At 75.6% G+C, this 14,968-nt stretch carries 11 protein-coding genes; 5 read left to right on the top strand and 6 right to left on the bottom strand.

Features of this window, described 5'->3' with window-relative positions:
* Position 1 precedes the first annotated feature (1 nt).
* The gene (locus tag HLB15_RS10350) at positions 2–985 is read right to left on the bottom strand and encodes an alpha/beta hydrolase (protein WP_171105286.1); all 984 of its coding nucleotides are present in this window, start codon (positions 983–985) and stop codon (positions 2–4) included.
* On the bottom strand, positions 985–1,290 hold the full coding sequence (locus HLB15_RS10345) for a putative quinol monooxygenase (protein ID WP_171105284.1): 306 nt from the start codon (positions 1,288–1,290) through the stop codon (positions 985–987). Before HLB15_RS10345 ends, HLB15_RS10350 begins: the two co-directional genes overlap by 1 nt.
* Before the next feature lie 173 nt (positions 1,291–1,463).
* On the opposite strand from HLB15_RS10345, the gene HLB15_RS10340 reads away from it, so the two are divergent.
* Entirely contained in the window at positions 1,464–2,354 is an 891-nt protein-coding gene (locus HLB15_RS10340) for an AraC family transcriptional regulator (protein ID WP_171105282.1), read from the top strand.
* Between the two features lie 3 nt (positions 2,355–2,357).
* On the opposite strand, the gene nhaA is transcribed toward HLB15_RS10340, so the two are convergent.
* Entirely contained in the window at positions 2,358–4,238 is a 1,881-nt protein-coding gene (gene nhaA, locus HLB15_RS10335; protein WP_171105280.1) for a Na+/H+ antiporter NhaA, read from the bottom strand.
* A gap of 84 nt (positions 4,239–4,322) precedes the next feature.
* Here nhaA and HLB15_RS10330 point away from each other — a divergent pair, with 84 nt between their 5' ends.
* Both HLB15_RS10330 and HLB15_RS10325 read left to right on the top strand, forming a co-directional pair.
* Entirely contained in the window at positions 4,323–5,348 is a 1,026-nt protein-coding gene (locus HLB15_RS10330) for a TrmB family transcriptional regulator (protein WP_171105277.1), read from the top strand.
* Between the two features lie 139 nt (positions 5,349–5,487).
* Positions 5,488–10,188 (top strand): S8 family serine peptidase, encoded by a 4,701-nt coding sequence (locus HLB15_RS10325; RefSeq protein WP_171105275.1) that lies wholly within the window; start codon positions 5,488–5,490, stop codon positions 10,186–10,188.
* Between the two features lie 117 nt (positions 10,189–10,305).
* Here the strand turns inward: HLB15_RS10325 and HLB15_RS10320 are convergent, their stop codons facing one another.
* Complete coding sequence (locus HLB15_RS10320; RefSeq protein ID WP_171105271.1) at positions 10,306–10,707, bottom strand: winged helix-turn-helix transcriptional regulator; 402 nt, start codon at positions 10,705–10,707, stop codon at positions 10,306–10,308.
* Between the two features lie 81 nt (positions 10,708–10,788).
* On the opposite strand from HLB15_RS10320, the gene HLB15_RS10315 reads away from it, so the two are divergent.
* Both HLB15_RS10315 and HLB15_RS10310 read left to right on the top strand, forming a co-directional pair.
* On the top strand, positions 10,789–11,649 hold the full coding sequence (locus tag HLB15_RS10315) for an NAD(P)H-binding protein (protein ID WP_171105268.1): 861 nt from the start codon (positions 10,789–10,791) through the stop codon (positions 11,647–11,649).
* 47 nt (positions 11,650–11,696) lie between these two features.
* Positions 11,697–12,710: a zinc-dependent alcohol dehydrogenase family protein gene (locus tag HLB15_RS10310; RefSeq protein WP_171105265.1), complete on the top strand. Its 1,014-nt coding sequence runs from the start codon at positions 11,697–11,699 to the stop codon at positions 12,708–12,710.
* Here the strand turns inward: HLB15_RS10310 and HLB15_RS10305 are convergent.
* Entirely contained in the window at positions 12,688–14,151 is a 1,464-nt protein-coding gene (locus HLB15_RS10305; protein ID WP_171105262.1) for a PepSY-associated TM helix domain-containing protein, read from the bottom strand. The two genes, HLB15_RS10310 and HLB15_RS10305, sit on opposite strands and share 23 nt — an antisense overlap.
* 100 nt (positions 14,152–14,251) lie before the next feature.
* Positions 14,252–14,968: ATP-binding cassette domain-containing protein (locus tag HLB15_RS10300; RefSeq protein ID WP_171105258.1), on the bottom strand; the 717-nt coding region annotated here is incomplete at its 5' end.

Below are 14,968 nucleotides of genomic sequence, written 5' to 3'. Positions count from 1 at the left end.
CTCAGGCCGCCGCCAGCGCCCGGGCGAGCCACGCCGTCCGGGCGCTGCGCGCCGCCACCGACACCCGCGCGGCGGGCACGGCGACGTCGAAGGCGTGGAACCCGCCGGGCCACACGTGCAGCTCGGCGTCGCCGCCCGCCGCCCAGATCCGGGACGCGTAGCGCACGTCCTCGTCCCGGAACACCTCGGCCGAGCCGACGTCGACGAAGGTGGGCGGCAGGCCCGACAGGTCCTCGGCCACGGCAGGCGAGGCGTACGGGGAGACCGCCGCACCGGACCCGCTCAGCAGGGCGGCCCAGCCGAACGCGTTCTGCTCGCGCGTCCAGGTGGCGGGCCCGCCCGCGTACTGGTGGCTCGAGGGCGTGTCGTTGCGGTGGTCGAGCATGGGGCACGACAGCACCTGCGCCGCGACGGCGGGGCCGCCCCGGTCGCGCGCGAGCAGCGTGACGCCCGCGGCGACGCCGCCGCCCGCGCTGATCCCCGCCACCACGAGCCGTGCCGGGTCGACGCCGAGCTCGGCCGCGTGGTCGGCGAGCCAGCACAGCCCCCGGTAGCCGTCCTCGACCGGGACGGGTGCCGGGTGCTCGGGCGCGAGCCGGTAGTCGACCGTCACGACGACGGCACCGAACCGCTCCAGCCACTCCAGAGGCACGTCGAGCTGGGAGAACCGGTCCCCCATGACCATCCCGCCGCCGTGCAGCCACAGGACGGCGGGCGCGAGCACACCCGGCGTGCGACCGGCCGGGCGGAGCACGGACAGCTCGACCGACTCGCCGTCGGGCGCGACGTCGTGCACGTCGCGCCGCTCGACCGGGCATCGGACGGCGAGCTCGGCCAGGCGCGCGTCCACCGTCCCGGGCGGCGTCGCCGCGACGGCCCGCAGCGCCGGGAGCGTGGCGGCGGTCAGCTCGGTGGGCGGCACGGCCTCGACCACCGGCGCGAGCTCGGGGTCGAACCGGGGGCGGGCCGCGCGGACGGGCGTCATCAGAACGCCGCCTTCCCGGCCACGGGCACCTCGTCGGCGTACGCCGACTCGCCGGCGAGCAGCGGCTGCAGGGCCGCGATCACCGACCGCGCGCCCTCGGTGGCGCCGAACGCCTCGTGCGCCTCCCGGGTGGTCCACCCCTCGGTGACGTGGACGACGTCGGGGTCGCTCGCCGAGCGGCCGACCAGGAAGACGACGCAGTCCGGGTGCGTCATCGCCGGGGCCGCGAGCAGCAGGTCGATCACCGCCTGGGCCTGGCCCGGGCGGGTGGTCATGGTGGCGTGGAAGCCGTGTGCGACGTTCATGATTCTCCTCGGTGTCCTCTCGGGTGCGGCATCCCGGGTCCCGTCGGCCCGGTGCCTCCCGACACCTCCATCACACCGCTGCGGCCCCGTCCGGGACAGACGGATCGTCGCGCAGGCTTGCCTGATCCTCTCCGTGCTGCCGGGATCGTGCACCACCGTGGCACGCTGGCACCATGAGCCTGCAGGAGCTGCGCGACCTCGTCGAGCGGCACGCCCGACCGGACACGGCCGAGACCGTGCTCCAGGACGTGCACGTCTCCGCCGTGCGCCACGCCGAGCCCGACGCGCCGAGCATGTCCGGCGTCGTCTGGGCGCTGATCGCGCAGGGCACCAAGCGGCTCGCCGTGGGCGACCGCGTGCTCGAGTACGGCGCCGGCCAGTACCTCGTGGCCAGCGTCGACCTCCCCGTCACGGGCGAGTTCCTCCGCGTCTCGGCCGACCGGCCCGCACTCGGCGTCGGCATGGTGCTGCGCCCCGCGCTCATCGCCGAGCTGCTGCTGCAGGCGCCGCCCGGCGCGCTGCCGCCCGCCGGCGCACCGGCCCCCGGCCTCGTGGTGAGCGACGCGTCCGACGAGCTGGTCGACGCCGCCGTGCGCCTCGTGCGCCTGCTCGGCCGGCCGCGGGACGCCCCCGTCCTGGCGCCGCTGGTCCGGCGCGAGATCCTCTGGCACCTGGTCACGGGCGAGCAGGGCGCCACGGTGCGGCAGCTCGGGCTGGTCGACAGCGGCCTGGCGCACGTGTCGCGCGCCGTCGGCTGGATCAGGGAGCACTACGCCGAGCCGTTCCGGGTTCAGGACGTCGCGGCCCTGTCCGGCATGAGCGTGTCCGCGTTCCACCGCAGCTTCCAGGCCGTGACCGCGATGAGCCCGATCCAGTTCCAGAAGCGCATCCGGCTGCGGCAGGCGCGCCTGCTGCTCGCCGCGCGGCCGAAGGACGTCACGGGCGTCGGGCAGCGGGTGGGCTACGAGAGCCCGTCGCAGTTCAGCCGGGAGTACCGGCGTGAGTTCGGCCTCCCGCCCAGCCAGGACGCCCTGCGCCTGCGTGCCGCCGCGGCGCGGGGCTGAGGCTCAGTCCCGCCCGGACGCCGGAGCGGGCGCCGACTCGTGCAGGGCCCGGATCAGCGACTGCGCGTCGTACGGCCCGGTGTGCCTGCGGCCGTTGACGAAGAACGTCGGCACGGCCGTGATGTCCATGGCCTCGGCGTCGAGCACGTCGTCGCGCACGCGCGCGGCCACCTCCGGCGAGACGAGGTCGCGCTCGAACCGGTCGACGTCGAGGCCGAGCTCGCCCGCGCGCCGCACGATGTCGGACGGGAGCTGGTTCTCCTGGTCGACCAGCAGGCTGCGCTCCATCTCGAAGAACCGCCCCTGCAGGGCCGCCGCCTCGGCCGCCTCGGCCGCGGCCACCGCGTTGGGGTGGTACCGGTCCAACGGTGCGTGCCGCCACACGTACCGGAGCCGGTCGCCCAGCTCCCGGTGCACCTCCTGGATGGCACCCGACGCCTTGGAGCAGAAACCGCACTGGAAGTCGCCGTACTCCACGAGCGTGTAGGGCGCGTCCGACCGGCCGTACACGTGGTCGCGCGCCGGGTCGACGGGCCGCAGCAGCGTGGCGCCCGCCTCGCCGGCCGGGTGCACGCGGTCGGAGACCTTGAAGATCACCAGCGCCACGAGGAACGCCACGACCGACGCCGACAGCACGCCGACGCGCGCCTCGTTCTGCACCCCGGGGTCGCTGATCGCCAGGTCGACGATGAACAGCGAGATGGTGAACCCGATGCCGCACAGCGCACCGCCGCCGGCCAGCCGGCCGACGGCGAGGCCCGGCCCGAGGTCGCCGACGCGCAGCGCGCGCAGGACGGCGCCCGAGCCGAGCACGCCGACGAGCTTGCCGACCACGAGACCCACGACGATGCCCCACGTGACGGCGGAGCGTGCCGCCGCGGCGAGGATCTCGCCGTCGATCCGGACGCCCGCGTTCGCCAGGGCGAACAGCGGCAGGATGACGTAGGCGACGTACGGCGCGTAGGCGGACTGGAGCCGCTCGTTGATCGAGATCGACTCGCGCAGGCTGTTCGCGGCGGCCCGTGCGTAGTCGGAGTTGGGCGACTGCCGGAACGTGCGCGCGAGGCTCAGCGCGTGCTCGACGTCGCGCCGGCTGGGCCGGTACACCGGCACGAGCAGCGCGATGGCGACGCCGGCGAGCGTCGGGTGCACGCCCGAGGCGAGGAACGCGCCCCACACGACGATCGACAGCGTGGCGTAGATCGGGCCGCGCCCGGTGGGCACGTACCGCGTGAGGTACACCCCCACGAGGCCGACGGCGGCCACGACCAGCGGCAGCGGGTCGAACCGCTCGGTGTAGACGAGCGCGATGATGCTCAGCGCCCCGATGTCGTCGACCACGGCGAGCGCGAGCAGGAAGACGCGCAGCCGGCCGGGTGCACGCGGCCCGATGAGCGCGAGCGCGCCGACGACGAACGCCGTGTCGGTCGAGATGACCACGCCCCAGGCGCTCTCCCAGCCGCTGCCACGCGCGATGAGCACGTAGAGCACCGCGGGCACGACGAGCCCGGCGACGGCCGCCACCACGGGCACGACGGCGCGCGACCAGCTCGTCAGCTCACCGATCGCGAACTCGCGCCGCACCTCGAGCCCGACGGTGAAGAAGAACAGCGCCATGAGCGCGTCGTTGACCAGGGCGTGCAGCGTGAACTCGAGCTGGAGGTCGCCGACGCCGAGCGTCAGGTGGGTCTCCCAGAGCTCGGCGTAGGACTCGTACGAGACGTTGGCCCACACCACGGCCGCGACGGTGCCGACGAGCAGCAGCAGCGCGCCGAGACGGCTCTCGCCGAGGGCGCGCACCCAGGTGGCGATGGACGGCCAGTGCGGTCCTGGCCGGTGGGTCTCGGGATCGGGCGACCGCTCGATCGTGGTGAGGGTGGACATCGGGTCTCCTGTCGCCTCTCGGGGCCACCGTAGTGCGCGCGGGGAGCGACGGCGCCCGACTTCACCCGCACTACGCTGGCGCCCATGGTGGCGGAGGCAGAGCCGGTGCGCGAGGGCGGGACCGCCGGGGACCCGGTCGGCGACCTGGCGGCCGTGGGCATCGACGAGGACATGCGGCTGGTCTACCGGTACGTGCTGGCCCAGGGCACGGTCCGGGTCGCGGACGTGGAGCGCGACGTCCCGCTGACGGGGACCGACCCGGACGGCATGCTGGCGCGCCTGCGCGCCGCGGGCCTGATCAACCGGACGGCGGGCAACGCGGGCGAGTACACGGCGGTCGACCCACGCGTCGCCCTGCGCGCGCTGACCGACCGGACGGCGGCGCGGCTGGACCGGGTACGGGCGACGATCCCCGACCTCGCGGAGCTCTTCGAGCAGACGGCGGACGGCGGCGGCGCCGCGGGTCGCGTGCACGTGCTCGACGACCCTGCGCTCGTCGGCGCCTGGTACACGCGGATGGAGCACGAGGTCCGGGGTGAGTTCATGGCCTTCGACCGCCCGCCGTACGTGCTGGCCGACGACAACCCGGTCGAGCCGCTGGTGCTGCAGCGCGGGGTGACGTGGCGCGCGGTGTACGCGGCCGAGGTGCTCGACCGGCCGGGCGCGTGGGCGGAGGTCCGGCACGCCGCCGCGATGGGCGAGCAGGCTCGGGTCGCGCCGTCGCTGCCCGCCAAGCTCGCGATCGCCGACCGCCGCACCGCCCTGGTCAGCGCGGACCTCGACCCGCGGCGGCCGACGTCGGTGGTGATCGAGGGCGGGCCGCTGGTGGACCTGCTGTGCGAGGCGTTCGAGGCGGTGTGGGCGCGCTCGGTCGAGCTGCCCGCCGACGACGACCTGGCGGACGCGGCCGCGCCGGAGCAGGGGCCGAGCGCGGCGGACCGGGCACTGCTGGCGCTGCTCGGCTCGGGTGCGAAGGACGAGGCGATCGCGCGCGAGCTGGGCCTGTCGGAACGGACGCTGCGCCGGCGGACGACGGACCTGCTGCGCCGGCTGGGCGCCGCCAACCGGTTCCAGGCGGGCATGCAGGCGGTGCGGCGGGGCTGGCTCTGAGCCGCACCCGCGTGCGGGGGTGAAAAGCGCCCTGCTACGTGTCGCGCGTGTAAAACTTCGCGGGCCGTTACCGGCCATTGGCCGCATCCGGCCATCCTGACCATTGCCTGGACGCGCGGGCGGCGGCTAGACAGCCCTCATGCACTCTCAGAGATCCGGCCGCAGCCGGGGTCTGCTCGCCACGAGCGCCCTCGCCTCGGCCTCCCTCGTCCTGTCCTCCGGGGCCGCGTTCGCCGCCCCGGACAGCCCGCCGGGCGACCCCGTCCGCGTCATCGTCGAGCTCGACACCCCCACGGCCGCCGACGTCGTCGGCCAGGAGGAGCTCGCCGCCGCCCGGTCCACCGGCTCCGTCTCGGCGAGCGCGCGCAGCGCGTTCGCGGCCGACTACCGCGCGGCCGTCGAGGAGGTCACCGACGCGCAGGAGACCGTCACGGCCCGCATCGAGCGCGAGGGCGTCGAGCTGGAGGACGCCGAGACGGTCACCGGCCTGCTCTCGGCCGTCGTGGCCACCGTCGACCCGGCCGACCTCGACGAGCTGCGCTCGGCCCCCGGCGTCGCCCGGGTGACCGAGGCCGCCGCCGTGCGGATCCTCGGCGGCGAGGCGAACATCCCCGCCACGCGCGCCCCGCAGGTGTGGAAGCGGACCGACGCCGACGGCGCGGCCGTCCGGGGCACGGGCCGCACCGTCGCGATCATCGACACCGGCATCGACTACACGCTCGCCGACCTCGGCGGCGGTTTCGGCCCGGGCCACCGCGTCGTCGGCGGCTACGACTTCGCCAACGACGACGCCGACCCCATGGACGACCACATGCACGGCACCCACGTGGCGGGCATCGTGGGCGCGGGCGGCGCGAACCTCACCGGCATGGCGCCCGACGTGACGTTCACCGCCTGGAAGGCGCTCGACTTCCGCGGCGCCGGCACGACGGACGACCTGCTCCTCGCGCTGGAGGCCGCCACCGACCCGCTGGGCGACCACCCCGCCGACGTGGTCAACATGAGCCTCGGCACCCCCGGCGACGGCACCGACCCCCTGGGCCGGGCGTCGACCGAGGCCGTGCGCCAGGGCGTCGTCGTCGTGGCCGCGGCCGGCAACTCCGGCCCGTACGGTCAGACCATCGGCTCGCCCGCCGCCGCCGAGGGCGTCCTCGCCGTCGGCGCGCAGGTCACCGGCGTGGCCGACCCGACGCTGACCCTGCTCGGCACGGGGCCGGGCAAGGGCAAGGGCAAGGGTCCGGGCAAGCAGGAGCGTCCGCTCGACGTGACGCGCTTCCCGATGTCCGCCAACCCGCCGACCAAGGGCCTCACGGCGCGCCTGGTCGACGTCGGCGACGGGCTCGAGGAGGAGGACTACGAGCAGGCCGGTGACGTGCGCGGCGCGATCGTGGTCATGCAGAGCCTGGCCGTCGGTTCCCTGGGCGAGGTCGAGGGCCCGCACCTGCAGCAGGCGCTGCTCGCCGAGGAGCACGGCGCGGCGGGTGCCCTGCTCTACACCCCGAGCCCGACCGACCCCGCGGGCGAGGGCGACGTCGGGCCCCAGGGCGCGGCGAGCGTGCTGTCCGGCGGCGGGTTCGACCTGCGCCGCGAGCGCCTGGTCATGATGAACATCGACTCGTCCCTCTACCAGACGTTCAAGGACGAGGTCCTGGCGGGCACGGCGCGCGCCACCATCGGCTCGGTGGACCAGACCGACCGGGTCACGGACTTCAGCTCCCGCGGGCCGAGCGACGCCATGACGCTCAAGCCGGAGATCGTGGCGCCGGGCTTCGAGATCATGTCCGACATCCCGGCCGAGCTCGGCGTGGAGGGCGACCAGTACCGGCTGTCCGGCACGTCGATGGCCGCCCCGCACGTCGCGGGCGCCGCCGCCCTGCTCGCACAGGCCCGCCCCGAGCTGTCGGGCGAGCAGCTGCGGGCGACCCTCGTGGGCAGCGCGCAGCCGCTGGTCTCGACCGACGCCGACGCCTCCCCGTCCGCCCAGGGCGCGGGCAAGCTCGACGTCGCGGCCGCCGTCGACCAGCGGGTCACCGCCTCCCCCGACGCGCTGTCGCTCGGTCTGGCCGACATGGGCGGCGACGCCACCCGCACCAGCACGGTCGTGCTGCGCAACGCCGGGACGAAGGCGGTGACCGTGCGGCTGGCCGCCGAACCGTCGGCGGACAGCACGGGGACGGCGCGCCTGTCGGCGAGGACCGTGCGGATCCCGGCCGGCCGGAGCGCGTCGGTGGACCTGACGGTGACGCCGCGGACCGGCGTGGTGGACGCCGAGACGTCCGGCGTCGTCGTGGGCACGGTCTCCGACGGCAGCACGGTGCGCGTCCCGTACGCGAGCTACGTCCGGCCGCTGCAGGTCCAGGCGTCGCCGACGTTGGCGACCGGCAGCACCGAGGTGTTCGTCCACGCCCCGATGGCGCCCGAGGCACCGCCGACGGTGCGGGCGACCGCGCCGTCCGGCGAGCAGTACACCACCGCGCTGACCACCGTCGCGGGCAACCCCGGCTGGTTCCGCGGCACGGTGCCGCTGGACGAGCCCGGCACCTACGGGCTCGACGCGCGCGCGACGATCACCGGGCGCACCGTGACCGGGACCGGCGGCGTGCAGTCCGAGGGCGCCGACCAGGCCGGCGGCTGGGCGCAGGTCGGGCTGTCCGGAACGGCCCGGGAGCTCGCCGTCTCCCCCACCGCGCCGGGCACCGGCCTGGCCATGACCAGCAGCGGCGTGCACCCGTTCGTCACGACCGACCAGGGCGCGACGTGGGAGCGCGTGCGCAGCATGCCCGTCGCGGACGGGTGGGGCATCCCGGTGGCCGACACCGCGACGCCCGGCGGGTTCTACGTCGCGCTGAACGGCGCCGTGGGACAGGTCGTGCTCGACCCGTCGTACGCGGGCCGCATCGTGCACACGCCGGACGCCGGCCGTACCTGGACGGTCCTGCCGTTCCCCGACGTCGCGATCGACGAGCTCGTCGCCCAGGGCGACGCGCTGGCCGCCGTCACGAGCGACGGCCTCTACCTCAGCCGGGACGGCGGGCAGCGCTGGCGTCACGTCGCCCCGGCCTGGACGGGCTTCGTCAACGGTGCCGCCTTCGCGGGCGACCACCTGCTCATCTCCACCTTCGACGGCGTCTACCGGGTCGCCGACGTGCTGTCCGGCGGCAGCGAGGTCACCCAGACCTACGCGACCACCGACTACGTCGACCGCCCGCAGGGCGTCGTGGCCGACGGGTCCGCCGCGGCCGTGGTGCTCGGGGACGGCGTGGCCATGACCTCGCGCGACTCCGGTGCCACCTGGACCACGGGCGCCGACACGGGCCAGTCCTACGTCACGGTCACCACGCTGACGGAGGGCACCGTGTACGCCATGGGCCTGACGACCTACAGCACGAGCACCGACCTCGGCGTCACCTGGGACACCCACCCGCTGCCCGTGTACGGGCCGCTGGCCACCGACGTCGACCACTGGCCGGGTACGCCGGCCGAGCACCTCGTGGTCGCGATGGAGGGCGCCGGGTACTACGAGACGCAGGACGGCGAGACCTGGACCAAGACCGGCGTCTCCGGCTCCGACGTCACGGGCGTGCACGCGGGCGTCGACGCCGAGGGCGAGCCGGTGCTGCGCGCCGTCGACTACGAGGGCCTGCACCAGCGGTCGCTGGCGGACCTCGACGAGGGCTCGCAGGACTGGGGCTCGATCGGGCACGAGGGCATCATCGGGCGTCAGGTCACCGCGGTGACGCAGTCGCCGCTGGGCGACCACGACGTCTGGGCCGTCGGGTCCACCGCCAACGGCCTGAGCCGCATCCTCACCACGGGCGCGGGCGGCACGGACGCCGATCTCGAGCAGGTCGGCCCGTACAGCAGCTTCACGCCGACGACGGTCGCCGTCTCCCCGCACGACGAGGACACCGTGCTCGTGGGCTACCAGACGCCCTACGAGGCGGGCATCCTCGTCTCGACCGACCGGTTCGAGACGTGGACGACGTACAACCTCCGGGCCGTCGTCGAGCAGATCGTGCCCGACCCCGCCGACCCCCGCAGGCTGTGGCTCGCCACGTCCACGGGTCTCTACCGAGCCGACGACCTCGGCGCGAAGCGCACGCGCATGACCGAGGACGCGGCGCGGTCGGTCTGGGTCGACCCGGCCGACCCCCGCCGCGTGGTCGTCGGCGAGCAGCCCGGGATCCGGGTCAGCCGCGACGGCGGCACGACCTTCGTCGCGGCCGAGGTGCCCAACTCCTCGGCCGCGGTCACCGAGTTCGCGGCCGTCGAGGTGCCGGACGGCCGCGAGCTCCTCGTCGCGGGCGCCGCCCGGTGGCGCCCGTACGGCCTGGCGGCCAACGGCGCGGGCGTGCTCGTCTCGGCCGACGGCGGCGCCACGTGGGCGGCGGCCTCGAAGGGGCTGACGGCGATGTCCGTGCGCTCGCTCACGGTCAGCCCGGACGGCGCCTGGGTCTACGCCGGCACCGACGAGGGCGGCGTGCACCGCACCGCGGTGCGTGACCTCGTGCCGGAGGGGGCGCAGCCCGGGGCGACCACCACCACGGTCGAGGCCCCGGCCTCGGTCCACCTCCTGGAGCCGTTCCGGGTGAAGGTCGCGGTCGCGTCGTCCGGGAAGGGCTCGTCGGGCACGCCGGCCGGCACGGTCACGGTCACCGTGGCCCGCGAGGGCGACCGCCACCCGTACGAGCGCACCGTGAAGCTCCGCAAGGGCACCGCGAAGATCCTGGTCCCGCCGCTGCTGCGGTCCGGGGACCACACGATCACCGCGCAGTACGCCGGCTCGGACGACCACGACGCGTCCGAGGCGACGTCGGCCCTGGAGGTGCGGCGACGCTGACCCGCTGACGACGGCCTCGTCCTTGAACCCGACGTTTCTCGGCTTTGGATGCCTCCAAAGCCGAGAAACGTCGGGTTCAAAGCCGAGGACGCGGCAGGGCGGCGACGGCGGGGCCGGTCAGGCGTCGCCCGGGGCGGGCCGGGGCGACGTGCCGGCCACGGCCTCCGTCGCGCGCGCCTCCAGGAGGTCGGCCAGGGCGCGCAGGTGGCCGGCGACCTGCTCGCCCAGGGGTGTCAGCGCGTACTCGACGCGCGGCGGGATCGTCGTGACGACGTCGCGCGTGACCATGCCGTCGCGCTCGAGGGCCTGGAGCGTCTGGGACAGCATCTTCTCGCTGACGCCCTCGACCTTGCGGCGCAGCGCGTTGAACCGGTACCGGCCCTCGACGAGCGCGAGCAGCGCGAGCGACGCCCACTTCGACGTGACCACCTCGAACGCGGCGCGCGAGGTGCAGTCGCGCGCGAAGACGTCGACGACCAGCTCCTGGGCGGGGCCGTCGGTGCGCGCGTCGTGAGCCATGCCGACAAGACTACCGCCGTGCCCACCGGTCGTGGTGTACTTTCGATTCGTTAGTGCTTCCCTCACGCAATCGGAGTCTCCATGACCACCTACGCCGTCACCGGCGCCACCGGCCACCTCGGCCGTCTCGCCGTCGCCGAGCTGCTGGAGCGGGGCGTCGCGCCCGCCGACGCCGTCGCGATCGCCCGGACGCCCGCCAGGGCCGCCGACCTCGCCGAGCGGGGCGTGCAGGTGCGCGAGGGCGACTACGACCGCCCCGACACCCTCGCCGCGGCGCTGTCGGGTGTGCAGCGCCTGCTGCTCGTCTCGGGCAGCGACCCGGGCAACCGCGTCGCCCAGCACACCGCCGTGATCGACGCGGCGCGCGCCGCCGGCGTCGAGCGCATCGCGTACACGAGCATCCTCAACGCCGACGCCACCTCCAACCCCCTGGCCGGCGAGCACCAGGGCACCGAGAAGGTGCTGCGGGAGGCGGGCGTGCCGGTCTCGCTGCTGCGCAACGGCTGGTACACGGAGAACTACACCGACCGCCTGGACGAGTACCTGCGGCGCGGCGAGATCGTCGGCGCCGCGAGCGACGGCCGCATCTCCGCGGCGCCGCGCGCCGACTTCGCCGCGGCCGCCGTCACCGCGCTCCAGGAGGACGACGGCGACCTCGTCGTCCACGAGCTCGGCGGCGAGTCCTTCACGCTCGGCGAGCTGGCCGCGACCGTCACCGAGGTCACCGGCACCACCGTCGAGTACCGCGACCTGTCGGTCGAGGGTCTGGCCGCCGAGCTCCGGCAGGCCGGTCTCGACGAGGGCACGGCGGGCTTCGTCGCCGCGCTCGACGGCTCGATCGCGGCCGGCGACCTCGTGGCCCCCGGCGACGACCTGGCCCGCCTCCTGGGCCGCACGCCGACGCCGCTCGCCGACGTCGTGCGCGCCGCCGCCCGGGGCTGAGGTCCGCCGGCACCACCCGACTGGACACGCCGTGCGTGAATGGACCCATGCGAGGAGCCATCATTCACGGAGCCGGTGACGTCCGGTTCGAGGAGCGGCCCGACCCGCAGGTGGTCGAGCCGACCGACGCCGTGGTCCGGACCGTCGCCACCTGCGTGTGCGGTTCGGACCTCTGGCGGTACCGCGGGGTCAGCCCGGTCAGGCGCCCGACACCGATCGGGCACGAGTACGTCGGCGTCGTCGAGCAGGTCGGCGACGCCGTGCGCACCGTGCGCCCGGGGAACTTCGTCGTCGGCGGGTTCCTGCACAGCGACAACACGTGCGCGGTGTGCCGCAGGGGCATGCAGGCCAACTGCCTGCACGGCGGCGGGTACGACGGGTGCCAGGCGGAGAGGATCCGCGTGCCGAACGCCGACGGCACGCTGGTCGCCACGCCCGGCGAGCCCGACGCCGACCTCATCCCGAGCCTGCTCACCCTCTCGGACGTCCTGTGCACGGGCTGGCACGCCGCGGTCAGCGCGGACGTGGGACCGGGGTCGAACGTCGTCGTCGTGGGCGACGGCGCCGTCGGGCTGAGCGGCGTTCTCGCCGCCGCCCAGCTCGGCGCGGGCACGATCGTCGCGATGAGCCGGCACGCCGACCGCCAGGAGGTGGCGCGGCAGTTCGGCGCGACCCACGTCGTCGCCGAGCGCGGCGAGGAGGGCAGGGCGCAGGTGCTCGAGCTCACCGAGGGCATCGGCGCCGACGGGGTGCTGGAGTGCGTCGGCACCGGCGAGGCCCGCACACAGGCGGTCGAGCTGGCGCGGCCGGGCGGCACGATCGGCGTCGTCGGCGTGCCGCACGGCGACCTGCCCGTCGACGCCCTGTTCTGGGGCAACAAGGGGCTGCGCGGCGGCGTCGCCCCCGTGCGCGCCTACCTGCCGCGCCTGCTCGACCTGGTGTGGCGCCGCGAGATCGACCCGGGCAGGGTCTTCGACCTGACCCTGCCCCTGGCCGACGTCGCGGAGGCCTACCGCGCCATGGACGAGCGGCGCGCCATCAAGGTGCTGCTGGAGGCCTGACGGCGGCGCGCCACCCGAGCAGCACGTCCAGCACGACGAAGCCGGCGAGCGTCCAGCCGACCAGCGGCAGCCACCAGCCGACGGCGACGGCGCCCGCGAGCACCGCCGCGACGCCCCACCACGGCGCGCCCCGCAGCACGCCGCGCTCCGGCGGCGTCCCGCCCCTCAGGCCGCGGGCCCGGGTGGGGCGCCGCGCCCACCACATGAGGTAGCCGAGCACCACCAGCGTGGCGATGGCGCTGCCGAGCAGGAACAGCGCGATCTGGTGCGGCAGCCCGAACAGCGACCCCATGTGGGCGTCGATGCCCCACCGCGCGAGCTTGGCCGCGAGCGGGAACCCGGAGAAGTCGACCCGGTGCACGGCGCGCAGCGTCTCGGGGTCGACGGCGACGGCGTCGACCTCCGTCGGATGGCTGCGCTGGATCTCCTGCACCACCCACGCCTCGCCGGGGCCCGACGGCGGCGTGATCTCGACCAGGTCGGTGTTCACGTTGACCGTCCGGGCAGTGGCCAGGACGGCGTCGAAGAGCGCCGGGTCGACGGGGCCTGCGCCGGCGCCCGCCCCGCCGTCGTGGTGCGCGTGGTCACCGGCGGGCGCGGCGCCGGCACCGGGCAGGCTCCGGTCGACGGCGGGCGTGCCCCCATCGAGCGCGCCCCGCAGGGCGTCGACGTTGCCGCCCGCGTACTGGGACCAGGTGATGCCGGTCGCGGAGAGGAACAGCGCGCCGAGCAGCACCCAGAACCCGGCGGAGGTGTGCCAGCCGAAGAGCCTGCGGTACCCGCGGCGGCCGCGCGCGGGCCGCAGGAAGTCCTTCCGGGCGCGCGACCGGCGCACGCGCTGCACCCACAGCCCCAGCCCCGCGAGCGCGACGACGCCGAGCCACGACGCGGCCAGCTCGCTGTACAGACGACCGGGTTCCCCGAGGTGCAGGTTCCGGTGGAGCTGGTCGAGCCAGGTGCGCAGCGGGAGGGCGCCGCTCGTGCCGTACACGGTGAGGTCGCCGCGGACCTCGCCCGTCCCGGGGTCCACGAACACGGCGCGGGACTCGCTCTCGCCCAGGCCGTCCTGCGCGAACAGGACCCGGGTCGTCGTCCCCGGCCCCGGCGCGGGGCGGACGGCGGACGGCGTCGCGCCCGGGTCACCGACGTGGGCGACCGCGATCCGGGTCTGCTCGGCGAGGTCGATCCGGTCGGCCGTGACGGGCGCCGTCAGCTCGTGCCGGTACACGACCTGCTCGATCGCGGGGGTGAGCGCGTACAGCGCGCCGCTCACGGCGGCGACGAGGATGAACGGGCCGACCAGCAGGCCGGCGTAGAAGTGCAGCCGCAGCAGCAGGGCGCCGAACCACCCGGGGCGGCGGGACCGCCGGGCGGCCGGTGGTGCCGGTGCCGGTGGTGCGGAAGTCGGTGTCGTCGGGGTCGTGGTCGTGCTCGTCGTCATGGCTCTCGCCTTCGGGTCCTGAGGGCAGCACGGACCGTCCCGGGGCCGCGCGCGGGCGCGCGGGCACGCCGGGACCGGCCGGTGCTCGAGGGTGGTGGGCTCAGTACGCGAGGGCGGGCGGCGGCCCGCGGCGCCGCGACGGCGACACCTCGGGCCGGGCGGGGACGGTCCCGGTGAACCAGTCGGGCACAGCCGGGCGCGGGACGGCGACGGGCAGCCGGACCGGCGTCGGCAGGCCGGGCCGGAACCACGCGGCGGCCCGCAGGCCGAGCGCGCGGAGCCGGGCGAGCAGGCGCTCCCCGCCGTACAGGACGGCGACCGTCGCGAGCGCGGCGCCGCCGTGCCAGAGCCACATCGTCGGGTCGGCGACGACGAGGTCGGGCGAGAGCGCCACGGCCCGGGCGATGCCGATGCGCTGGCGCTGCCCTCCGGAGAACTGGTGGGGGTAGCGCCCCAGCATCCCGGCCGAGAGCCCGACGAGCTCGAGCAGCTCCCCGGCGCGCCGGCGGCGGTCCGCCCGGGTGCCCGTGCGGGCGGCGGCGAGCGGCTCGGCCACCACCTGCTCGACGGTCATCCGCGGGTCGAGGGAGGCGTACGGGTCCTGGAAGACCATCTGGACGCCGCGGCGCATGACGGCGTGCTCGGCCCGCCGCATCCGCGTGACGTCGGTGCCGCGGTAGGCGAGGGTCCCGGCGTCGGGGCGCTCGAGGCCGACGAGCATCCGCGCGAGCGTGGACTTGCCGCAGCCGGACTCGCCCACGACGCCGAGGACCTCGCCGGCTCTCAGGTCGAGGTCGACGCCGTCGACGGCCGAGAC

This window comes from Promicromonospora citrea (assembly GCF_013004695.1).
GTDB classification, from domain to species: Bacteria; Actinomycetota; Actinomycetes; order Actinomycetales; family Cellulomonadaceae; genus Promicromonospora; species Promicromonospora citrea.
The sequence above is the reverse complement of the archived record's forward strand: the minus strand, read 5'-3'. Positions and strand labels throughout refer to the sequence as shown.

Excerpts from the sequence above, each read along its gene's own strand:
- HLB15_RS10330 (WP_171105277.1), top strand. The coding sequence starts at position 4,323 with ATGGTGGCGGAGGCAGAGCCGGTGCGCGAGGGCGGGACCGCCGGGGAC.
- HLB15_RS10305 (WP_171105262.1), bottom strand. The coding sequence starts at position 14,151 with ATGACGACGAGCACGACCACGACCCCGACGACACCGACTTCCGCACCA.
- HLB15_RS10345 (WP_171105284.1), bottom strand. The coding sequence starts at position 1,290 with ATGAACGTCGCACACGGCTTCCACGCCACCATGACCACCCGCCCGGGC.
- HLB15_RS10340 (WP_171105282.1), top strand. The coding sequence starts at position 1,464 with ATGAGCCTGCAGGAGCTGCGCGACCTCGTCGAGCGGCACGCCCGACCG.
- HLB15_RS10350 (WP_171105286.1), bottom strand. The coding sequence starts at position 985 with ATGACGCCCGTCCGCGCGGCCCGCCCCCGGTTCGACCCCGAGCTCGCG.
- HLB15_RS10310 (WP_171105265.1), top strand. The coding sequence starts at position 11,697 with ATGCGAGGAGCCATCATTCACGGAGCCGGTGACGTCCGGTTCGAGGAG.
- nhaA (WP_171105280.1), bottom strand. The coding sequence starts at position 4,238 with ATGTCCACCCTCACCACGATCGAGCGGTCGCCCGATCCCGAGACCCAC.
- HLB15_RS10315 (WP_171105268.1), top strand. The coding sequence starts at position 10,789 with ATGACCACCTACGCCGTCACCGGCGCCACCGGCCACCTCGGCCGTCTC.
- HLB15_RS10320 (WP_171105271.1), bottom strand. The coding sequence starts at position 10,707 with ATGGCTCACGACGCGCGCACCGACGGCCCCGCCCAGGAGCTGGTCGTC.
- HLB15_RS10325 (WP_171105275.1), top strand. The coding sequence starts at position 5,488 with ATGCACTCTCAGAGATCCGGCCGCAGCCGGGGTCTGCTCGCCACGAGC.